At 42.0% G+C, this 22771-nt stretch carries 22 protein-coding genes; 16 read left to right on the plus strand and 6 right to left on the minus strand.

What is annotated here, in order from left to right:
• Window positions 1-12: 12 nt before the first annotated feature.
• Window positions 13-999 carry a tRNA-modifying protein YgfZ gene (gene ygfZ, locus A923_RS0111645; protein ID WP_017221854.1) on the minus strand — a complete coding sequence of 329 codons (987 nt, stop codon included), beginning with the start codon at window positions 997-999 and terminating at the stop codon, window positions 13-15.
• 120 nt (window positions 1000-1119) lie between these two features.
• Here ygfZ and A923_RS0111650 point away from each other — a divergent pair, with 120 nt between their 5' ends.
• Both A923_RS0111650 and A923_RS22785 read left to right on the plus strand, forming a co-directional pair.
• Window positions 1120-1371 (plus strand): FAD assembly factor SdhE, encoded by a 252-nt coding sequence (locus A923_RS0111650; RefSeq protein WP_017221855.1) that lies wholly within the window; start codon window positions 1120-1122, stop codon window positions 1369-1371.
• Window positions 1349-1756, plus strand: a complete 408-nt coding sequence (locus A923_RS22785; protein WP_083849973.1) for a protein YgfX — start codon at window positions 1349-1351, stop codon at window positions 1754-1756. The genes A923_RS0111650 and A923_RS22785 overlap by 23 nt, the downstream gene beginning before the upstream one ends.
• Before the next feature lie 129 nt (window positions 1757-1885).
• Here the strand turns inward: A923_RS22785 and A923_RS0111655 are convergent, their stop codons facing one another.
• Entirely contained in the window at window positions 1886-2836 is a 951-nt protein-coding gene (locus tag A923_RS0111655) for a LysR family transcriptional regulator (RefSeq protein WP_017221856.1), read from the minus strand.
• A gap of 133 nt (window positions 2837-2969) precedes the next feature.
• Here A923_RS0111655 and A923_RS0111660 point away from each other — a divergent pair, with 133 nt between their 5' ends.
• The gene (locus tag A923_RS0111660; protein WP_017221857.1) at window positions 2970-3782 is read left to right on the plus strand and encodes an enoyl-CoA hydratase/isomerase family protein; all 813 of its coding nucleotides are present in this window, start codon (window positions 2970-2972) and stop codon (window positions 3780-3782) included.
• Window positions 3783-3839: 57 nt separating this feature from the next.
• Here A923_RS0111660 and nadB read toward each other — a convergent pair whose 3' ends face one another.
• A complete protein-coding gene (nadB, locus tag A923_RS0111665) occupies window positions 3840-5444 on the minus strand; it encodes an L-aspartate oxidase (RefSeq protein WP_017221858.1) in 1605 nt (534 codons plus the stop codon).
• A 235-nt stretch (window positions 5445-5679) separates the two neighbouring features.
• Here nadB and rpoE point away from each other — a divergent pair, with 235 nt between their 5' ends.
• The 10 genes from rpoE to pdxJ all read left to right on the plus strand — a co-directional run bounded on the left by rpoE (window position 5680) and on the right by pdxJ (window position 14386).
• On the plus strand, window positions 5680-6258 hold the full coding sequence (gene rpoE, locus A923_RS0111670) for an RNA polymerase sigma factor RpoE (RefSeq protein WP_017221859.1): 579 nt from the start codon (window positions 5680-5682) through the stop codon (window positions 6256-6258).
• 41 nt (window positions 6259-6299) lie between these two features.
• The gene (locus A923_RS0111675) at window positions 6300-6848 is read left to right on the plus strand and encodes a sigma-E factor negative regulatory protein (RefSeq protein WP_017221860.1); all 549 of its coding nucleotides are present in this window, start codon (window positions 6300-6302) and stop codon (window positions 6846-6848) included.
• A 13-nt stretch (window positions 6849-6861) separates the two neighbouring features.
• The gene (locus tag A923_RS0111680) at window positions 6862-7881 is read left to right on the plus strand and encodes a MucB/RseB C-terminal domain-containing protein (RefSeq protein WP_017221861.1); all 1020 of its coding nucleotides are present in this window, start codon (window positions 6862-6864) and stop codon (window positions 7879-7881) included.
• A 119-nt stretch (window positions 7882-8000) separates the two neighbouring features.
• Window positions 8001-8480 carry a SoxR reducing system RseC family protein gene (locus A923_RS0111685; protein ID WP_017221862.1) on the plus strand — a complete coding sequence of 160 codons (480 nt, stop codon included), beginning with the start codon at window positions 8001-8003 and terminating at the stop codon, window positions 8478-8480.
• Window positions 8481-8572: 92 nt separating this feature from the next.
• Window positions 8573-10369, plus strand: coding sequence for a translation elongation factor 4 (lepA, locus tag A923_RS0111690; protein WP_017221863.1), 1797 nt, complete (start codon window positions 8573-8575; stop codon window positions 10367-10369).
• A 4-nt stretch (window positions 10370-10373) separates the two neighbouring features.
• A complete protein-coding gene (gene lepB / locus A923_RS0111695) occupies window positions 10374-11288 on the plus strand; it encodes a signal peptidase I (RefSeq protein ID WP_017221864.1) in 915 nt (304 codons plus the stop codon).
• A gap of 2 nt (window positions 11289-11290) precedes the next feature.
• Entirely contained in the window at window positions 11291-11962 is a 672-nt protein-coding gene (gene rnc / locus A923_RS0111700; RefSeq protein WP_017221865.1) for a ribonuclease III, read from the plus strand.
• Complete coding sequence (era, locus tag A923_RS0111705; RefSeq protein ID WP_017221866.1) at window positions 11959-12870, plus strand: GTPase Era; 912 nt, start codon at window positions 11959-11961, stop codon at window positions 12868-12870. The genes rnc and era overlap by 4 nt, the downstream gene beginning before the upstream one ends.
• Before the next feature lie 13 nt (window positions 12871-12883).
• Complete coding sequence (gene recO / locus A923_RS0111710) at window positions 12884-13591, plus strand: DNA repair protein RecO (protein WP_017221867.1); 708 nt, start codon at window positions 12884-12886, stop codon at window positions 13589-13591.
• A 57-nt stretch (window positions 13592-13648) separates the two neighbouring features.
• Entirely contained in the window at window positions 13649-14386 is a 738-nt protein-coding gene (gene pdxJ / locus A923_RS0111715; RefSeq protein WP_017221868.1) for a pyridoxine 5'-phosphate synthase, read from the plus strand.
• 94 nt (window positions 14387-14480) lie between these two features.
• On the opposite strand, the gene A923_RS0111720 is transcribed toward pdxJ, so the two are convergent.
• A complete protein-coding gene (locus A923_RS0111720) occupies window positions 14481-14852 on the minus strand; it encodes a hypothetical protein (RefSeq protein ID WP_017221869.1) in 372 nt (123 codons plus the stop codon).
• Entirely contained in the window at window positions 14852-15169 is a 318-nt protein-coding gene (locus A923_RS0111725) for a monooxygenase (RefSeq protein ID WP_017221870.1), read from the minus strand. Before A923_RS0111725 ends, A923_RS0111720 begins: the two co-directional genes overlap by 1 nt.
• Window positions 15170-15309: 140 nt before the next feature.
• Here A923_RS0111725 and A923_RS0111730 point away from each other — a divergent pair, with 140 nt between their 5' ends.
• Window positions 15310-16191 carry a LysR family transcriptional regulator gene (locus A923_RS0111730; protein WP_017221871.1) on the plus strand — a complete coding sequence of 294 codons (882 nt, stop codon included), beginning with the start codon at window positions 15310-15312 and terminating at the stop codon, window positions 16189-16191.
• 78 nt (window positions 16192-16269) lie between these two features.
• Here the strand turns inward: A923_RS0111730 and barA are convergent, their stop codons facing one another.
• Window positions 16270-19005, minus strand: coding sequence for a two-component sensor histidine kinase BarA (barA, locus tag A923_RS0111735; protein WP_017221872.1), 2736 nt, complete (start codon window positions 19003-19005; stop codon window positions 16270-16272).
• 118 nt (window positions 19006-19123) lie between these two features.
• Here barA and rlmD point away from each other — a divergent pair, with 118 nt between their 5' ends.
• Entirely contained in the window at window positions 19124-20458 is a 1335-nt protein-coding gene (rlmD, locus tag A923_RS0111740; protein WP_017221873.1) for a 23S rRNA (uracil(1939)-C(5))-methyltransferase RlmD, read from the plus strand.
• Between the two features lie 45 nt (window positions 20459-20503).
• Window positions 20504-22750 (plus strand): GTP diphosphokinase, encoded by a 2247-nt coding sequence (relA, locus tag A923_RS0111745; RefSeq protein ID WP_017221874.1) that lies wholly within the window; start codon window positions 20504-20506, stop codon window positions 22748-22750.
• Window positions 22751-22771: the final 21 nt, after the last annotated feature.

Raw genomic sequence — 22771 nt, forward strand, 5'->3', positions numbered from 1 at the left:
ATTGTCTGTACGTTAGTCAGCTTCTACCAACGAATACGGTAATGGCATGAAGGCCAATGTTGATTCATTATCAGTGATTTTAAACACGCTATCAGCTTCAAGATTGTTTGGCAGAATGCTTAAAATTAATTGCACGCCATCGCTATAACGGTAACTTAAGTTTACCTTGCCACTACTGCGCCAGTTTTCACCGAGTTGCAATTCAATGCTATCACCGCTGTTTACTTCAGTTGCAGTCACACCGCTTAAGATCGCCATTGCGCGTTTATTGGTACCACGGTATTTCGCGCGGGCAACGGTTTCTTGGCCTGTGTAACAACCTTTGGTAAAGCTAACGCCATCATAGGCTTGTAAATTAAAAGCTTGTGGGATCTGCACGCTGCTCATGGCTGCGCTAACAATCGGCGCTGCTGCTAGGATATCAAGTGCATCCCAGAATGAACCGTCATCGGTTGCTGCTTCGGCTAGGTGTTGGCTAATCTGTTGCAGTGATGCATCACTTTTTTGTAATAACACTAAGAAACGTGGTGTTTCGCCAATCAAGCGCATGACAAAACCATTTGGTAAATGAGTCACCGCTTCTTCACCTAGTGTAATGGCAAATGTCTTATTCAACCATTGTTCTGCTTGCTCGCCCGCGATACCGTAAAGGTTACAAAATGCGGAAGCATCGGTGAGTTCTACTTTTGAGAATACCGCGTATTTTTTGAGTTCAGGCAGGGTAACTGCCAATGCGTCTTTGCGCATGATGAAATAAAATGAACTGCCTTTTTTCGCGACTTGGAAGGTTGACCACAGTTTGCCTTTGGGATCGCAATGACCACCCCATGTCGTTTGTTGATCTTCTAAACCCACCAGATCACAAGTCAATTGACCTTGTAAATAACTTAAACGCTGCTCGCCTGTTGCAGTCATTAATCCCCAGTGTGATAGCTCGCTTACGATCACATTTGGTAATGCGTCTGTTGATGCTAGGGTCAGTTTATTAAATTGCGTCATTGTTTACTCTTCTCTGGCTGGTTTTCTCTATGGTAGAGTGAACGCAAGCATTTGTCTTTAGAAGATCTTGTTTATTTTTATGGTAGAATTAGGGCATGGACAATTAGATAAGGGAAAAAGATGACTAAGTTAGATTCGAAGGCACGTTTACGCTGGGCTTGTCGCCGTGGCATGCTGGAATTAGATGTATTATTTCGTCCGTTTGTGGATGAAGCTTATGATGATTTGTCAGATGAAGATAAATTACTTTTCCAACGCTTGTTAACAGGCGAAGATCCAGAGCTATTTGCTTGGGCAATGGGTCATGAAAAATGCGCTGATCCAGAGTTAGCCTATATGATGAATAAAATTGTCTCAAGAGTTAAAGTGTAACCTCAGGTTACGCCCGTCTAAATACTGGTTGTTGTTGTGTATCACGATACATAGCACGGTACTCGGTTTGTTATTAAGCTGGCTGACCCTTATCTCATTGCAACTGGTTTATAGCGTAGTCATTATTGCTTTGTGCTGTTATCAGTGCAGGCAGCATTGGCTACGTCGTCCCTCGTTGACGTATTTTACCAATGGCTATTTGCAGTTTGATACCGACAGCGAATTATGGCTGATAGACAAACGCTCTCGCAGCGCGGATCTGTTTATTCATTTAAGCTATACCCGTCTGGATCATACCCACCGAAAATCCTTATATATAATGCGTGATGCCATTGACGATAATGATTATCGGCGTTTAGTGCGCACCATTAAAATATTAAACTAGTACGAACGATATTAACGTTAATGCCTACACTTATATTGACGGTTTGGTTTACTTTTTTATTTGAAAAGTATAAATCATTCCCTATCTCTAGCCCCGAATTTTAGCTATCACCGGTAAATAGTTACCTACTTACTTTGCTCGTTGATACATGCTGTCAAAATGCGGAATGTTATTTTCCCATATTGGCACATCTTCACCGATGATAGATTTGAGCGTATCTATGAATAATTTCGTTTTGATTGGCGCGTCGCGATGCGGGTATACGGCATAGAAAGTACCGAAATCATTTAAATGAAGTTGGGTCATGATCGGGATGAGTTTACCTTCCAATATTTCATTCTCAATCATCTGTGCGGTGACGACTGCCAGCATCTGTCCTGCCATCGCAGTTTGAGTGATCATTTCGACCTCGTTGACTTTATAAGCGACATTTAATTGCAGTTGCTTACTCTCCTGGTTGTCATCGACGTAACTGAATTTATCGATTAATAATCCCGGAGCACAGTAAACTGCAGCGGGTAACGCTTCTAACTGTGCAACCGTGTTGATTTCGCCGTGTGTGCTGATGAACGCGGGGGATGCCACAATCAATAACCTATCGCGCGCAATTTTTCTGGTGATTAAGCTCGAGTTTTTTGGCTTACCGATACGAAAGCCAATATCGAAGCCTTCACTGACGATATCTACAAATCTGTCGTCTAAGCGTAATTCAACCGAGACATCTGGATACTTCTGTTGAAATGCTAATACAGCTTGTTGAACATATTGGCGACCAAACAAGGCTGAACTGGTGATCCGTAATATACCACGGGGTTCGGAATGATAATTTTGTGCCATCCTATGGGTATCATTTAAAAGTGTTCGCAATAGTTTGGCTTGGCTCACCATTTCATTACCAGCGGCAGTTAAAGAGAGCGAACGTGTTGTTCGATTGAGTAAGCGGACACTTAATTCACTTTCTAATTTGTTTATGTGTTTTGAGATCACTGAGCGATCTACATTTCGTTGTTCGGACACCTTCGTAAATGACCCAAGTTCAGCCACTTCAAGTAGCACTAATAACCGACTCGCAAAATCCATATTTACCTTTGTTGCTTTTTTGGCACCAATAATATGTAAATTTAAGTGTTTTTCTTATCTTATGTCAAGTCTATAGTTATACACATTGAAGGGCAGAGCTGATATCGCCCAGTTAAATAAACAGGAAAATACTATGAACAAGTTATCGATTACCCATAACGACGGTATTGCGACGGTGATGATTAACAACCCGCCAGTAAACGTGTTAACGATTGACCTTATAAACGAAGTGAATGCGTTGGTGTTATCCCTAAAGGATGACCGTGATACTAAGGTGGTGGTATTTAAGTCGTGTCATGAAGCCTTCTTTTTAGCCCATTTAGATCTGAATGTCATTAATGGTACGCAGGGCGGGCAGGCGGCATCGATTGAGTTTAATCATATGATCGCCAATATTAAAGCGATGAAGCAAATATCGGTTGCCGTTGTCGATGGTGTGGCACGTGGCGGCGGTAATGAATTTGTGATGGCTTGTGATTTAGCTTATGCCACGGAAAACGCAGCATTTGCACAGCCAGAAGTACACGTGAATATTCCAACTGGTGGTCAAGGTGCGGTGCAATTTGCGAGAAGAATGGGTAAAAACAAAGCGCTACAAGCATTATTGCTTGGCAATGATTTTACTGCTCAGCAAGCTGAAACGCTAAATATTATCACTCAGTTTGTACCTAAAGCAGAAATGGAGTCTTTTTTAACGCAAGTACTTGGCGTCATTAGCCAGTTAGAAATTCGCGATATCGTGATGTATAAAGAAATCATTGCTGCGTCAATCACAGATGAGCAAGCTGGTGCAGAATTGGAATTACGTTATTTCTTAGAAAGAGCGAAAGAAAATAAGACGCAAGCGATCATCGGGGCATTTTTAAAGCATGGTGGACAAACTGAGCGTGAAGCAAAAGATATGCCGGGTATCTTTGCTGATACCGCCACTGAACTTGGAAAATAACAGTCGGTTAAAATATAAAGCCGCAATCAGTTCATACTGATTGCGGCTTTTTAGCAACTAAACCTTAGGTTGTAAGATGGTTGGTTCTGGTTCGTCAAACTGCTCTGGATAATCGAGCGTGTAGTGCAAGCCGCGACTCTCTTTACGGTCGAGGGCACTGCGAATGATCAAGTCTGCCACTGTCACTAGGTTTCTCAATTCCAGCAAATTATTACTGACGCGGAAGTTACTGTAGTACTCATCAATTTCTTGTTGTAATAAATTCACTCGGCGTAGGGCGCGCTCTAGACGTTTAGTGGTGCGAACAATACCGACATAATCCCACATGAATAATCGTAGCTCGTGCCAGTTATGCTGGATAATCACTTCTTCATCTGAGTTCGTCACTTTACTCTCATCCCAAGCCGGAATGCGGTAATCTTTACGGGTTTTATGTAATTTCGATAAAATATCGTCTGCCGCAGCATGGGCAAATACAATACATTCTAGCAAAGAGTTACTGGCTAAACGGTTGGCACCATGCAGGCCGGTATAAGCCACTTCACCAATGGCGTATAAGCCACGCATATCAGTTTGACCGGTTAAGTCCGTCATTACGCCACCACAAGTATAATGTGCCGCGGGTACGGCTGGGATTGGGTCTGTGGTGATATCGATACCTAATTTTAAGCAACGTTCATAAATTGTTGGGAAGTGACTAATAATAAATTCAGCCGGTTTATGGCTGATATCTAAATACACGCAGTCACTGCCTAAGCGCTTCATTTCAAAATCGATAGCGCGGGCGACAATGTCACGCGGGGCTAATTCAGCGCGTTCATCAAAACCGGGCATAAAGCGGGTGCCGTCAGCGTGACGTAAATAAGCGCCTTCACCACGCAGGGCTTCCGTTAATAAGAAATTCTTAGCATCAGGGTGGAACAAACATGTTGGGTGGAATTGATTAAATTCCATGTTGGCAACACGGCAACCTGCGCGCCAGGCCATGGCAATACCGTCACCACTCGACACATCGGGATTACTGGTATATTGATAAACTTTACTGGCGCCACCGGTCGCTAAAATAACAAAGCGTGCTTTAATTACTTCGACTTTTTCGACTTCACGGTTCCACACATAAGCACCGACAATGCGGTTAGTTGCTTGATTCAGCTGCTTAGTAGAGATCAGGTCAACCGCGTTAAAGCGTTCCATTAAAGTGATATTGGGATGTTGAGAGACATTATCGATTAGCGTGGTTTGTACTACTTTACCTGTGGCATCTGCGGCGTGCAGGATACGGCGATGACTGTGGCCGCCTTCTTTGGTGAGATGATAATGTTGGTCACCATTATCGTCAGCGACCTGATCAAATGGTGCACCTTTGTCGATTAACCAATTCAAGCTGGTGGCGGCACTGCTGGCGGTAAAATTAACCGTATCTTCATCACATAAGCCTGCACCGGCAATCAAGGTATCGGCGACATGGCCTTCAATACTGTCCGCTTCATCAAATACCGCGGCGATCCCACCTTGTGCATAAAGGGTTGAACCTTCGGTTAAGCCGCTTTTACTTAACACCATCACTTTAGCGTGATTGGCGAGTTTCAGTGCCAGAGAGAGTCCTGCGGCACCACTGCCGATAATCAGTACATCGCTTTGGTATTCCGCATTTGTTCTCATAGTTTCCACTCGATTTGTAGTATGCTGTTAAGACTAACTCTAAGTAGGGCATTATAGGCTGTAAAGCGCTGGCATTAAAAAGATATTTTGATTTATTTAGCCTTATTTTGATTTAATTAGCTTAATGGCGTACTTTATTTGGTGTTAAAACGAACTTTTTTTATATCATGTAGTCTGAAAATTACGCATTAGTAATACTAGTGTCATCAGAATAATAAGAGGTTATGGGTTACTAATGAGTGCAAAAGAGACGGACTTGCAACTAGTTGAGCGAGTTCAAGGCGGTGACAAGGCCGCATTTAATTTATTGGTGACGAAATACCAACAAAAAGTGGCGAACCTGATCTCACGCTATGTATCAGCCAGCGGTGACGTTGCCGATGTGACTCAGGAAGTATTTATTAAAGCCTACCGTGCATTACCTAACTTTAGAGGTGATAGTGCGTTTTATACTTGGTTATATCGTATTGCCAGTAATACCGCGAAAAACTATTTAATCGCGCAAAGTAGACGACCACCTGCTAATGATATTGATGCCGCAGATGCGGAGTTCTACGACGGTAACGATGGCATGCGCGAGTCATCAACACCAGAGCGTATTATTCTGGCGGAAGAAATGAAAGCGGTGATTTATTCAGTTATTGACGCACTGCCTGATGAATTACGTACTGCGATAACACTGCGTGAAATGGAAGGTATGAGTTATGACGATATCAGTATTGTCATGAGCTGCCCAGTGGGTACTGTTCGCTCACGTATTTTTAGAGCACGTGAAGCGATTGAAGTGAAATTGAAACCCTTACTTCAACAGTAAATCAAACACAGATTACGGACGAGTAAATTTAGGTATTAATTATGATAGAAAAAGAACGTTTATCCTCCATTGTAGACAATGAACATATTGATGCAGCATTACTTGATGAGTTAGGTCAGGATGAAGCATTATCGTCAAGTTGGCAGCATTACCATCTAATTGGTGACGTGATGCGCGGTGAGACTCCAGCAGCGGTTAATTTAGATCTTACGCTTGCTATCACTGCGGCTATTGCTGAAGAACCTGCACTGATAATGCCAAAAGAAAGTGCGAACGACAGCTCTTTCTATCAAAAAATGATCCAGCCTTGGCTAAAAACGGGTGGTCAATTTGCTATTGCGGCGTCGGTTACCTTAATGGTTATTACGGGTGTGCAGTACAGTAATTCCGAAGCACCGATAACAGGGCTTGAACCAGCGCTAAATGTCATGCCATTTGCCGGTATCGCATCACCAGTGAGCTTGAGTATTGAGTCGCCAGATTCACGTCAAGTTCAGCCTGAGTTTACCGATGAAGAAAAAGTAGAACAAGTACGCCGCATCAATGCATTTGTGCTTGATCATCAATTACAAAAACGCATCCAGCAATAATAGTGAGCCAGTAATGTTCAAGAAAAGTGTTGGTTTGTGGATCTTATTGTCTTCACTCTTAAGCCCTGCCGCCTGGAGTGAAGAGGTATCAGTTAAAACTGATAGCAGTGTTGCAGCTTCGCCGCAACTATCTGCAGATGCCTTGTTAGACAATATGAAAACGGCATTTAAACAGCTCAATTATGACTTGTCTTATGTCGAGGTCGAGCGCGGAAGAATTACCCCGATGCGTTATAGCCACGGCGTTATTGATGATGTGTCTGTCGGCCATTTATTGTCGTTGAATGGCAATCCTCGCGAATATTTACGTCGTGGTGATATTACCAGCTTTTTTGAAGCTGAGCAGCCAGGCTACTCGTTATCATCAACGGCTATACCTGGGCTATTATTTAATTTAATGGCCACGGAACTTACGCTTGATGAAAGCTCTTACCAAGCTATTTATGTCGGTGGGAAATCACGTGTGACAGGACGTTTAAGTCAAGTTGTACGTGTCGTCCCGAATGATAAATACCGTTTTGGTTATTTGATTTGGATTGATATAACCACGAATTTACCGCTGCGCATTGATATGATCAAAGACAGTGGTGAAGTGGTATTCCAAGTGATGGCGATTTCCTTGTATCAATTCCCTGATGTGACGCCTTGGTTAGAACAATTGAATTCAGTAAAATTACCACCAGTATTATCTGCGATGCAAACCCAAACCTTAATGCCTGCGCCGACTAAGTCGGAATGGAAAACGACTTGGATGCCTGATGGATTTAAACTGATTGTGAGTAATAAACATCAGATTGCAGGTATAGGTCAAACAATTGATTATATGCAGTATTCAGATGGCTTAGTCGATATATCTATCTACGTAAATACCAACGTGAAAGCGGGTAGTTTAAGTCAAGGATTAGGTGTATCGGGACAAATTAGTTTACAATCTAAAATTACAGATGATATTGAGATTGTGGTGGTGGGTGAAGTTCCAAGCGCGACCGCCAAGAAAATTGCTGACTCTGTTGTGCGCAATCTTGATAACTAATTTATTCTAACAAGCGTGACTGAACTTAACTATATAGAACTTAACTATATAGCCTCAACGATAAAGAACGTCGTCGTTGGAGTCAGTCACGATTGCTTTAAGCTAAGGTATGCACCCGTATGATAATTGAAACAGCAGTGGTAAAAAGTGTAACGGGTGATCAAGTATCGGTACAGTGCGAGAGCCAAGCTGCGTGTAACCATTGTCATGCCAGTGACAATTGCGGTACAGGTACCGTCGCGAAAGCATTCCCACATCGGATCCACAATTTTACCGTCACTAAAACGGCAGATGTAGTCGCTGGTGATAAAATCGAAATTGGTTTACGTGAAAAGAATTTAGTCACCAGCGCCATGCTGGTTTACTTATTGCCGTTAGCCACAATTTTACTGTCACTGGGTCTTGGCCAGTATTTATCTCAAGTTTTCCAATTTGAAGGTGAAGGCTTGGTTATTCTCGCGGCTTTTGTTGGTGGCTATATTGGTTTCACTTGCACCCGGAAATTAAGTGTTAAATTTGATCAAAGCTTTGATTTAAAACCTAAAATGCTAGGTGTTGTGGCTCAATCGGAAGTGATAGGCCAGTGGCGCGCTGATTAAAAGTAATTGAAAGATAGCAGTCATCCCTTAAATCCGTTAAAATCCGCCTCATTAAGTGTCATATCTACTAAGTATTGGATATTATCTAACTCATGAAACACATTCGTAATTTTTCAATTATTGCTCATATCGATCACGGTAAATCAACTTTATCAGATCGTTTAATTTCACATTGCGGTGGTTTATCTGACCGTGAAATGGCAGCACAAGTTCTTGACTCAATGGATATTGAGCGCGAGCGTGGCATTACAATTAAAGCGCAAAGCGTAACGCTGGATTATAAAGCGAAAGATGGTGAAACATACCAACTTAACTTTATTGATACGCCAGGACACGTGGACTTCAGCTATGAGGTTTCTCGCTCATTAGCAGCCTGTGAGGGTGCTTTACTTGTTGTCGACGCTGGTCAAGGCGTAGAAGCACAAACACTAGCAAACTGTTATACCGCGATGGAGATGGATCTGGAAGTTGTGCCGATCCTGAATAAAATCGATTTACCTGCCGCCGATCCTGATCGCGTAGCAGAAGAAATCGAAGACATCATTGGTATCGATGCAATGGAAGCGACTCGTTGCTCTGCAAAAACTGGTTTAGGTATCGAAGACGTACTTGAAACAATTGTAAGAGAAATTCCGTGCCCATCAAAAGGCTCAGCAGATGCACCATTACAAGCCCTGATCATCGATTCATGGTTTGATAACTACCAAGGTGTGGTATCACTGGTACGTATCACCAACGGTGTATTACGTAAAGGTGACAAGCTGACTGTTATGTCGACGGGTGAATCTCATCTTGTTGATAAAGCAGGTATCTTCACACCAAAACAAGTTGAGACTGGTATCTTAGGTTGTGGTGAAGTTGGTTTTGTTATTTGCGGTATTAAAGATATTTTAGGCGCACCAGTAGGTGATACGCTAACTAATACGCGTAATCCTGCTGATGCACCTGTACCTGGTTTCAGTAAAGTTAAACCTCAGGTTTATGCGGGTCTGTTCCCAATTAGTTCTGATGATTATGAAGCGTTCCGTGATGCACTTGGCAAGCTAAGTCTGAACGATGCGTCTTTGTTCTACGAACCAGAAAGCTCTTCAGCACTTGGTTTTGGTTTCCGTTGTGGTTTCTTAGGTTTACTGCACATGGAAATCATTCAAGAGCGTTTAGAACGTGAATACGATCTTGATTTGATCACCACTGCACCAACGGTTGTCTACGAAGTAGAAACCAAAAAAGGTGAAGTGATATACGTTGATAGCCCAGCTAAATTACCTGCATTGAATGATATCGAAGAAATTCGTGAACCAATCGCAGAATGTAATATTTTAGTACCACAAGAATACTTAGGTAATGTAATTACCTTATGTATCGATAAACGTGGTGTTCAAACTAAGATGGATTATCACGGCAAGCAAGTAGCATTAACTTACGAGATCCCAATGGGTGAAGTAGTAATGGACTTCTTTGACCGTTTGAAATCAACAAGCCGTGGTTATGCATCACTTGATTACTCTTTCATCCGCTTTACACCTGCAGACATGGTACGTGTTGATGTATTAATTAATACCGATCGTGTTGATGCGTTAGCGATGATTACTCACCGTGACAACTCACTAAACCGTGGTCGTCTATTGGTTGAGAAAATGAAAGAACTGATCCCACGTCAAATGTTTAACATTGCGATTCAGGCTGTTATTGGCTCGCAAGTGATTGCCCGTAGTACGGTTAAGCAAATGCGTAAAAACGTAATTGCAAAATGTTATGGCGGTGATATCAGTCGTAAGAAGAAACTACTGCAGAAACAGAAAGACGGTAAGAAACGCATGAAGCAAGTTGGTAATGTTGAGGTTCCTCAAGAAGCCTTCTTAGCTGTGCTACATATCGGAAAGGATTAGATAAATGGCAACCTACTTTTCACTGATATTGGTACTGTTTACTTTCGTTAGCGGTGTTATTTGGGCGTTAGACAAACTGATTTGGGAAAAAGCTCGTGCGGAAAAAGTCGCATTTGCTCAATCTCAAGCAGAGTTACCAGCAGAAGCTATTGCAAAATTAGGGCAAGAATCGTTTATTGTTGAAAATGCAAAATCGATGTTCCCTGTGATTGCTGCGGTAATGATATTACGTTCATTTTTATACGAACCATTTCAAATCCCATCAGGCTCGATGATGCCAACCTTATTGGTTGGTGATTTCATTTTGGTGGAAAAATTTAGTTATGGCGTTAAAGATCCAGTATTACGTTCTACACTTATCGAAACCGGTAAGCCTGAACGTGGCGATGTGGCGGTATTTAAATATCCCCCACAACCAACAGTTGATTACATTAAACGTGTAGTCGGCTTGCCTGGTGATCGTATCGCTTATCGTGGGAAGCAGGTTTTCATTCAAAAATCATGCAGCGGAACAGACTGTAAAGGTTTTGAAAAACTCGATCTTAGCTTAGTCGAAATTGGCAAGTTTAAAGATCAAATGGTTGAATTACAGGAATATACAGAGCAACTAGGGGATGTGGCACATAACATCTTAATTAACCCTAGCCGCCCTGATTTAGCCAGTGATTTTTATCAGCAAGACAATCCGCCAACCCGTCAATATGAATGGGTTGTACCGGATGGTCATTACTTTATGATGGGTGATAACCGTGATAATAGTGCTGATAGCCGTTTTTGGGGTTTTGTTCCAGAAGCAAATTTAGTTGGCAAGGCTGTGTTCATTTGGACTAGTTTCGAATTTGAACGCGACCAAGATTCTTTGTTACCTGGTTGGATCCCAACAGGTATACGCTTTAGTCGTATTGGCAAATTAAAATAATTATGACAATTTTATTAGAAAAATTACAACGAGTATTAGGTTATCAGTATCAAGATGCTGGTCTATTACAACAAGCACTGACGCACCGTAGCGCTTATTTCAAGCATAACGAACGTCTTGAATTCCTTGGTGATTCAGTACTTGGTTTTATTATCTCGGATGCATTGTTTTGCAAGTTCCCAGAGGTACCAGAAGGTGATTTAAGCCGCATGCGTGCAACCTTAGTTAAAGGGTTAACGCTCGCTGAAATCGCCCGTGAGTTTGAATTAAGTGAATGTTTGATCTTAGGTCCTGGTGAATTGAAAAGTGGTGGCTTCCGTCGCGAATCAATACTAGCAGATACGGTTGAAGCCCTTATTGGTGCTATGTATCTGGACAGTGATATCGAGAAAACACGTGAACGTGTATTGGCTTGGTATGCATCGCGTTTATCTGCGATCAAACCTGGTATCGATCAGAAAGACGCGAAAACACAATTACAAGAATGGCTGCAAGGACGTAAGCAAGCACTTCCACTGTACCAAGTAGTGGAAGTAAAAGGTGAAGCTCATAATCAAGAGTTCACTATTCATTGCGTTATTGAAGGCCTAGAGCACCCTGTTACAGGTAAAGGTACTAGTCGTCGTAAAGCAGAACAAGAAGCAGCTCAAAAAGCATTGGAGCAAATACAATGAGTGATATGACTTATAGCGGCTTTGTTGCTATCGTTGGCCGTCCTAACGTAGGTAAATCAACGCTACTAAACCGCATCCTGGGACAAAAGGTAAGTATTACCTCGCGTAAACCACAAACGACTCGTCACCGTATTCTAGGTATTGATACTGAAGAAAACCGTCAAACGGTTTATATCGATACTCCAGGTCTACATATCGATGAAAAACGTGCGATTAACCGTTTGATGAACCGTGCTGCAAGCAGTTCATTAAAAGATATGAATGTTGATGCTGTTATCTTTGTTGTTGATGGTACCCGTTGGACCGACGATGATGAAATGGTATTAAACAAGCTACGTGAGATTAACTGCCCAGTTTACTTGGCGATTAATAAAACCGATGCGATTAAAGATAAAGCTGAAGAATTAATGCCTCATTTGAAGGTATTAGCGGATAAGTTTGATTTCGCAGAAATCATCCCTATTTCGGCAACGAAAGGTACTAACGTAGAAATGCTACGTAGTATTTGTTCGAAACAGTTACAAGAAGGTGGTTTTTACTTCCCTGAAGATCATGTAACAGATCGTTCTTCACGTTTCATGGCATCAGAAATCATTCGTGAAAAACTAATGCGTTTCACTGGTCAAGAACTGCCTTACTCAACTACGGTTGAAATCGAGCAGTTTAAAGTCAGTGAAAATGGCACATTCCACATCAATGCATTGATTTTAGTGGAACGTGATACCCAAAAACGTATGGTTATTGGTAATAAAGGTTCAAAACTAAAGACTATTGGTACTGAAGCGCGACGTGATATGGAAACTTTGTTTGATAATAAAGTATTCCTAGAATGTTGGGTTAAAGTGAAGTCTGGTTGGGCTGATGATGAACGTGCACTTCGTAGCTTAGGTTACGGAGATGAAGTGTAAATAGCTTTATTGCATGGACTTACAAAACGCCTTTGTACTGCATCGTCGACCTTTTAAGGAGTCGAGTTTATTAATCGACTTCTTTACCATTAACGATGGCAAAATTTCGTTAGTGGGACGAGCAGGACGCGGGCGTAAAAACAGTCAAAGTGCAATTTTACAGCCGTTTACCTTACTTAATATCGCCTATGCCGGCAAAGGTGGACTCAAGTCCATGCGCCAGGTTGAGGCGGTATCTAATTCATTACCGCTTGCCGGTAAGCATCTCTACGCTAGTTTTTACCTCAACGAATTACTCTATCGTTTACTCGCCAGTGAACAAGCTAATCCTGAACTATTCTCTCATTACCAAAATGCCTTATTAGCGTTAGCTAAACGTGAACCGCTTGAACCCTTATTGCGTGAATTTGAATTAAATTTAATGCAATGTTTAGGTAACATTGGTGCGTTAAGCTATTGTGCTGATACGATGGATGCGGTATTCCCAGATCGTATGTATAAATATGTCGCCCATGTTGGGATCGTACCGTCTATTTATAAAGTCGCTGTGGGCAGCTCATTTTTAGGTAAAGATTTGCTAGCATTTGAGCAACGACAATTTAATTCAGAAAATTTAGCGGCTGCAAAACGTTTTTGTCGCCAAATTTTGTTACCCTATCTGGGCAACAAGCCGCTGAAAAGCAGGGAACTGTTTATTAATAAGCCACTGAAAAAAAGATAACTCTTTATTAATAAGCCACTGAACGTAGATAACTATTTATCAAGAAGGGAATTAAACGTGAATAAGATCTTTTTAGGTGTCAACATTGACCACATTGCAACCTTACGCCAAGCACGCGGCACGACTTACCCTGATCCTGTCCATGCAGCTGCTGTTGCTGAATTAAATGGCGCAGACGGTATTACGGTGCATTTACGTGAAGACCGTCGTCACATTGTTGACCGTGATGTACGTGTATTGAAAGAGACTATTCAAACACGCATGAATCTAGAAATGGCCGTGACTGCTGAGATGCTGGATATTGCTTGTGAGATCAAACCTGAGTTTGTTTGTTTAGTGCCTGAAAAGCGTGAAGAACTGACAACTGAAGGTGGCTTAGATGTACTTGGTCAGCAAGACAAGATCACGAAAGCGGTGACACGTTTAAGCGAAGCGGGCATTCTCGTCTCATTATTCATTGATGCAGACAAAGAGCAGATTGATGCTGCTGTTGCTACTGGCGCGCCGTACATTGAAGTGCACACCGGTGCTTATGCCGATGCAGAGTCTGAACCTGAACAGCAAGCAGAATTGAAGAAGATCTCCGCAGGGGTAAGTTATGCACATAAAGCTGGCTTGAAAGTCAATGCTGGCCATGGTTTGCATTACCATAATGTCCAGCCTATTGCCGCGATTCCTGAAATTTATGAATTGAATATCGGCCATGCAATCATCGCCCGCGCGGCATTTGATGGTTTAGGTAAAGCAGTAAAAGACATGCAAGTGATCATGCAAGAAGCACGTAATAACAGCTAGGTTATGAGCGTCGCTATGCATGTGAAAAGACCAACGCTAAGGCGTTGGTCTAGATTTTAAAACGACTTATTTTGGTATTGTGCATGCTCCTGTATTACTGCTTTTTGAATTGGTAATAACTCCATATTGAAAGCAGGGTAAAGAATACTGGATCACTCCAACCGAAACCAACAAACAGTCCTTTCGCTCCCGCATACAAGGTGATCAAAACACCTAATAGATTGCTAATCAGCAGTGCCTGAAACAATTTTTTAGCGATGTGCCCAGGTTCGATCTCTCTCAGTAATAAACTGATCGCAGCTATCCCGCCTAAGAAAATACTCGTGTGTTGAGATAAAAAGTAAGCATATTTGTCGTTCAACTCTATCCCGTACATGGGCCATATAACAGCAGGGATGAAAAACAAGGCTAAAGCAAAGATGCTATAAATAATGCCATGTGTCGTTAAAAAGGTTTTATTGTTCATTATGCTAGTACTCCTGTCATCGGCGCGTTATTAATACTTGATAGCGGCATGTTGATATCGAAAATATGTCCTCTGATCTCTGTTACTCCCATCGCCTTTAAGCGGGCTGAATGCATCTTCAAATAAGCCTGTGCATACGCTTCATTTTCAAATAGATAAATACCACCACCTAATTGTGCTTTCTGATTTTCAGTCCAAATCTTCCAAATCATGCCTGGTTCATGATTAATTGATTCAGCTAGTCCAACCAACATCGCTGACATCTCATCACCAAATGGACCTGTAAAATCGAAATCTACTTGTAATAATTTTTGCATTCTATATCTCCAATCGCATATGTATGAGCTGAGCAAAGCGATATGCTTTTGCTTGCTCTTTGTTATAGGCACTATAATATCTATAAAAATTGAACATAAAAGTTCATAAAACTGCGTATAACTGTGGAATAAATAGACCAATGAGATTGAAGACAACATTAGATCAATGGCTGACCTTATTTGAGGTTGATAAGGCTGGTAGCATTCAAGCTGCAGCGATAGTGCTAAATAAAAGCCATACAACCTTGATCTATGCGATTAAAAAGCTTGAAGATCAACTTGGCGTATCACTTGTTAAAATTAAGGGGCGACGCGCAGTGCTTACTGATGATGGTAAGTCGTTATTACGCAGGGCGCAGTCAATGATTGAGCAAGCACAAGCACTAGAGGAAATAAGTACTCAACTGACGCAAGGTATGGAATCTGAGATCGTGATAGCCATTGATCATCTATGCGACCGACAATGGTTATATGAACCCTTGGCTACTTTCTTTGCGAAAAATAGTACGACGTCGATTAAAATAGTAGAAACCTCGTTATCAAAAACCACAGCTATGGTTGAAGAACAACAAGCAGATATCTCTATTGTCAATTTTCCAATCACCAACTATCCCTGTGAATCATTTGGCACTGTTTATATGCTGCCTGTCGTTATGAAAGAGCACCCTCTCGCGCATAAGGTTGAACTCTGTATCGAGGATTTAACGGTTAACAGACAAATTGTCATTCGTGATTTAGGTGTGGCAGATAATATCGATGTTGGTTGGTTAAAGTCGAGTCAGCGTATCACTGTTGATAATTTCGATCACGCTTGGCAAGCGGTTCAGCAAGGTTTGGGTTACTGTCGTTTGCCCAAGCATATTATAGAACATCATAAAGATGACGATATCGTCGTGCTTAACGTCGAGTATTCAAATCGTTATCACGTGTCTTTACATCTAACGTTGCCAAAAGGCGCAAAAACCGGACCTGCAGCGAAGGGGTTATATGATTTGTTATTAACATCGGTAGATGAAAGGTAAGAGGAGGATTGTTGTGGTTTTTTGAATAAAATAATAACGCACGACCATGTTTTTCAACACAGCCGTGAGGTCATAAACCTAATCGGGTAAGTAAGGCTGTGCTTCCTTAATCACGGTCTCAATCGCTTCCTGTAGTTCAAATATCTCAGGTTCGACATCTTCAATTTCGGCCCCCTTGCGTAATCCGCGTTCAATCTGATCGGCTAAATTCTGAATTGGTAATACCCCACAACAAGCGGCACCACCGTGGAATTTATGAATTATTTTCTTAAACTCTGAGCGTGACAAGCTGCGTGCGAGTGCTTGCTCAAGGTGTTCGCTAATCTCTGGCAGACTATTGATAAACATTTCTAACATATCTACCGCTAGGTCTTCTTTACCCATTGAACGTTGCAAAGTCAGTGGCCAATTTAAAATATGATTCTTCACTGTGGTGTTATCGTGTGATGAGCTGCTCCATTGCTGTAGCGTACGCTTGAGAATTGTCTCATCAAGGGGTTTGGTGAGGTAATCATCCATCCCTTTACTCAGTAGACGATCGCGTTCACCACTCATCGCCTGTGCCGTGACAGCAATGATCGGGGTTGACTGGTTACGCGTACCTGAACGAATCGCTTTACAGGCACTGATACCGTCCATGATGGGCATTTGGATATCCATAAAGATGATATCAAAGTCCATTTGATTCGCTTTAGCAACCGCTTCCGCACCATTGGTACAGCTTTCGATCGTGGTTACTGAATCGTCCAGCATAGCGCTAATTAATTTCAGGTTAGCTGGGTTATCATCGACTGCCAAGATAGATAGGTCGACCTTAGCTTTGGGTTTTTCTATCTTTAACTGTGGCACAGGCAGTTCATCTGGTTTATCTAAGTAAGCCAATGCATTAACCAATTTACGGTGGTTACACGGTTTAGTCAGGCAATGTCTTGCCCCCACTCGAATGATTTCTTCTTGTAAGCAAGGATCTGACGAGTTAATGAGTACGATGACCGCGGCATTAAGGTCATGGCATTGACTCATCTTGTCATACATAGGCGTTAACTTGCTTTCATCATTCTGCGCAATCACAACACAGTAGTACGGTTGATTAATATAGTGCTGCCATTCAGCATCATTAGCACAATGTAATACGTCCAGTTCCCAACTATTCAGCAGCGATATTAACGAGCGTGCTGAGTAGTTATCTACTTCATACAATAAGACCTGTTTACCTTTAAAATCATTTACCGGTAACGGCTCTGATAATGAGTTTGAGGTGACATGGAATTTGAGTGAGAATTTAAAGTTAGAGCCTTGGCCTAAGTCAGAATCAAGCGAGACTTCACCGCCCATAAATTCAACTAAGCGTTGAGTAATAACCAGTCCTAAACCGGTGCCGCCATAACGACGCGAAATACTGGTGTCAGCTTGATTAAAGGCTTGAAATAGTTGTGCTTGTTGCTGTTCTGAAATACCGATGCCGGTATCGCGGATATTGGTTTGAATGGTGACGCTATTACCAGTCCATTCCAGTAATTCGATATGGATATCAATATTACCGTTTTCAGTAAATTTGATCGCATTACCCAATAAATTGGTGATCACTTGTTGGAAACGGAATGGATCACCAATAATACCATCAGGTACATTCTTATCTACGTGTAATGATAATTCGAGGCCTTTATCGTGTACGGTTGGCGCTAGCAGTATTGCCGCTTCTTCAATGGTGTCACGTAGATTAAAGGGTATCTGTTCTAATGTCAGTTTACCGGCTTCAAGCTTAGAGAAATCGAGAATATCATTAATAATATTGAGTAAGTTCTTGGCTGACTTTTCAATGGTCTGCAAGTAATCGGTTTGGTTTGGGCTCAGCGATGTTTTTAACAACTGGCGAGAGAAACCAATCACGCCATTCAGTGGCGTTCTTAACTCATGACTCATGTTAGCCAAGAATTCAGATTTAACCCGTGCAGCGGCTTGGGCCCGTTTTTTAGCCATATCCAATTCAATATTTTGGATCTCAATCTGCTCTAAGGTTTCCCGTAAATCTGATGTAGCTTGATCAATATTCTGCTGCATTTCCTCATGGTAAGCAGATAGCGATTTGGCCATTGAGTTAATACCATTTTTGAGTAAGGCTAACTCACCGGTGTGATCGCCGGTGACTCGGGCATCGAGTCGACCCTCCCTGATCCGGTCGACAACCTTGACCATGTCGGTAATGGGTTGGGTGACGTTTTTAACGAGTCGCCAGGAGAAGATAAGCGCGGTAAAGAAACCCAGTAACACAATAAATACCGAGACCGTGGTATCACGGTATTGCAGTAATATGGCTTTGTCACGAATCAACTGAATAGATAAATAACCAAGGATCTGTTCTGGGTTTTCTAAACTTAGCGGGAAGTTGTCATTGTCAATCTCGGCAATAATCGGCGAGCGTAATATGATGAAATCATCCAGTACTTCGACTTGCGTCGTTTCCGGTAATTTACTGTTGTCGGGATTCTTGAGAACAGAAAAGTTACGGTGATAATTACTGGTGACAAACAGCTTATTATTGGTATCAAAAATGGCGATACTTTTAATCGTGGGGGCAAACTTACGATGGGTTAAACCGAGCAGTTTTTTCAATGATTCACGGCTGTTTTGCAACATGCCGTACTCACTCGCAATCGCCAGTGGTTCAATAATATTCACACCTTGCTCGATAAGCACCGTTTCTAATTGTTGATAACGGTTAAAGGTGAAATAGCTGGCTAATAATGTTCCGATCAAAACAGTCGGTAAAATCGTCAGCGACATTACTTTGGCACGAAGCCCGTATTTAGTCATAAAGTCATCTTATTGGTGTCGGGTTTAATGCCATCTACGAAGTTATTTAAAGTATAAAGCGGGAAAGCAGGTTAGAATAATACCCTAATGATGACATAGGCAATAGTTGTATATCAATATGGCGCAAATTTATAAAGCAAAAAAAGTACAGAAATCTCCGAGTAAAGCGGTCGAGATCACTATTGAGAAGCTAGATCACCAAGGTTTAGGTTTGGGTCGTCTTGATGGCAAAGCGGTATTCGTTGCTGGTGGACTACCAGGTGAGCGAGTATCAGTAAATATTATTGAACAAAAGAAGCAATATGCTAAAGCGACATTAAGAAAAGTATTGTCCCCATCTGCGCAAAGAATTGAACCAGCTTGTCCGCATTATGCAACGTGCGGTGGCTGTAGTTTACAAACACTCGATAGTCATGATCAGGCTGATTATAAACAAACAGCCCTGTTTAGTTTATTAAAGAACTTCAGTAAGCATGATGATATTGAATTTGCAGGTCCGATTTTATCCCAACCATGGGAATATCGCCGTACTGCCCGTTTAAGTGTGATGTTTGATCGTAAAGCCAAGCAATTGGTATTTGGCTTCCGTGAACGTAACAGTAAATCACTCGTTGCGATTGAGCAGTGTCCGGTATTAGTCCCTGCTTTGTCTGCATTGATCCAACCACTGCGTAAATTACTTGCTACGCTTACAGTACGTCGTGATTTAGGTCATATCGAGTTGTTCGCGGTTGATTCTGGCATTATTTGTTTGCTGCGTATCTTGAAACCGTTAAATGATAAAGACCAAGGTTTACTGCAAGCTTTTGCCAGTGAACAGCAATTGAGTATTTATCTGCAACCTGAGACGGATTTAGTGGTTAAATTAACCCCTGATACGCCTGCTGCATGGTATCAATTGGCCGATGGTGAATTTAAGTTAAGCTTTACTCCGGGCAACTTTATTCAAGTTAACCCTGTGGTTAATAACCAAATGGTAGCGCAAGCACTCGATTGGCTTGATTTAAACCCTGAAGACAAAGTGTTAGATCTGTTCTGCGGTGGTGGTAACTTTAGTTTACCGGTTGCGCGTTTATGTCATTCTGTTGTCGGTGTCGAAGGTATTGATGAGATGGTGCGTCAAGCACAAGTCAATGCGATCGCCAACAACGTCGATAATGCACAATTCTTTAAAGCGGACTTATCGGCTGATTTTTCTAAATTAGCCTGGGCAAGAAACAGTTTCGATAAAGTATTATTAGATCCTGCCCGTGCAGGTGCTGCTGAAACAGTGCAATATTTACATAAACTAAAAGCGCAAAAAATTGTCTATGTATCTTGCAATCCAGCAACATTAGCGCGAGACTCGAAGTTGTTGATGGCAAAGCATTATAAATTAACACGCCTTGGTATGATTGATATGTTCCCACAAACGGGACATGTTGAGTCAATGGCGTTATTTGAACGCGTTTAGATATAAACGTGTGTATTTTTGTTTAATCTTGTTAGGAATTAAGACATGGTTGCGGTACGTGATTCTCATTTGACCAATCCGGAAGACTTTGATGCGAAGACTTGGACGTCTTCGTTAGCACTCACCTCGACAGAGCAAGATGAATTATTTGAGTTATATTCTCAATTAGCATTAAAAGAAGCAGCTGAATCCCCCGAGGATGAAGCTGATTTCCGTTTCCCGTTGCTTGCTTACGGGGTGGAAATGATCGAAATATTAATGACGATGGATATGGACATGGAGACCTTAAAGGTCGCTTTGTTGTATCCATTTTTTAATGCCAAATTATATGATAATGAGCAAATTGAAAGCTTATTTGGTAGTAAGTTATTACCGCTGTTAGTGGCAGTTGTCGAAATGGATGCGATCCGCACCCTACAAGCAAAGTCTCAAAAACCGTCCGAAACGCAAGTCGATAATTTACGCCGTATGTTAATGGCGATTGTTGATGATGTGCGAGCGATTGTGATCAAGCTAGCAGAACGTATTTGTCATCTTCGTCAGGTTAAAAATGCCTCTGAAGAAGAACGTGTACTAGCGGCAAAAGAAATTGCGGATATCTACTCACCATTAGCCAACCGTTTAGGGATTGGCCAGTTAAAATGGGAGTTAGAAGATCTTTCATTCCGCTATTCTCACCCTGATACTTATAAGCAAATTGCCAAGCTGTTACTTGAACGTCGTATCGACCGTGAAGAATTTATCGACAGCTTTGTATCACAAGTAAAAACCGGTGTTGAAGCTGCGGGTGGTCGTGTTGAAGTATATGGCCGTCCTAAGCATATCTACAGCATCTGGAAAAAGATGCAGAAGAAGAACTTGGACTTCACTGGCCTTTATGACGTACGTGCCGTGCGTGTGATTGCCGCAGAATTGCAAGATTGCTATGCGGCATTAGGTGTTATCCATAATTTATTCCGTCCTATTCCTAGTGAGTTTGATGATTATGTGGCGAATCCAAAAGCCAATGGTTATCAGTCAATCCATACGGTTGTTGCTGTGGGCGACGAGAACAAAGCGGTCGAAGTTCAGATCCGTACCAAACAAATGCATGATGATGCCGAGCTAGGTGTTGCTGCGCATTGGCGCTACAAAGAAGGCGCAGATACGACCAAGAAAGGCAGCTACGAAGAGAAAATTGCTTGGTTACGTAAGTTACTGGCATGGCAAGATGACATGGCTGAAAGCGGCAGCTTAGTTGATGAGCTGCGCAGTCAGGTATTTGATGATCGTGTGTATGTGTTTACCCCAAAAGGTGATGTGGTTGATATGCCACAAGGCTCTACACCGTTAGATTTTGCCTATTATGTGCATAGCATGGTGGGTCATCGCTGTATTGGTGCCAAGATCAGTGGTCGTATTGTACCGTTTACTTACGAGCTACAAACTGGCGATCAAATTGACATCATCACGCAGAAGAATCCTAACCCCAGTCGCGATTGGTTATTACCAAACTTAGGGTATGTAAAATCAGCGCGTGCGCGCGCTAAGATTAATACGTACTTTAAACGTATGGACCGCGATAAGAATGTTGTCTCGGGTAAAGAGATGTTAGAAGGCGAGTTACACAAACTTGGCCTGCAGTTGTCTGATGCTAGCTGTGCGTTTGAACGTTTTAACTCCAACACTTTAGAAGATTTATTAGCGCAGGTGGGTAGTGGTGATGCACGTCTTAACCAAGTTATTAATCACATTAAAGTGTTGTTGTTACAACCGAGCGCCGAGGAAGAAGATAAACTGGCGTTAGAGTTGGTTGATCAGCAAGTATTAAAATCACAAAATCAACCGAAAAAGAAACGCAGCAAAGATCATATTGTGGTCGAAGGCATGGGTAATTTGATGACCCATATTGCCAATTGTTGTCAGCCGATTCCGGGTGATGAAATTGTTGGTTATATCACCCAGGGCCGTGGTATCTCGATCCACCGTAATGGTTGTTTGCAGTACGCTGATTTAAGCAGTCGCCAGCCAGAACGTATTATTGATGCGGTTTGGGGCGGTGACTTTAGCGGTGGTTACGGTGTTACGCTGGTGGTACACGCCAGTGATCGCAGTGGCTTGCTACGTGACTTAACCACTATTTTTGCTAACGACCGCATTCATGTTGTTGGTATGAACACCCGCACTGATGCCAAGCTGCAAACGGCAACACTGGAAATCAATATCGAGCTATTTAATATTGATACCCTTAGTCATCTGACCAACCGTATGAGTCAGGTGAAAGGGGTTATTTACGCTAAACGCTTAAAATAAAAAGTAATCTGGACGCACTAC

The organism is Moritella dasanensis ArB 0140 (assembly GCF_000276805.1).
Lineage (GTDB): Bacteria > Pseudomonadota > Gammaproteobacteria > Enterobacterales > Moritellaceae > Moritella > Moritella dasanensis.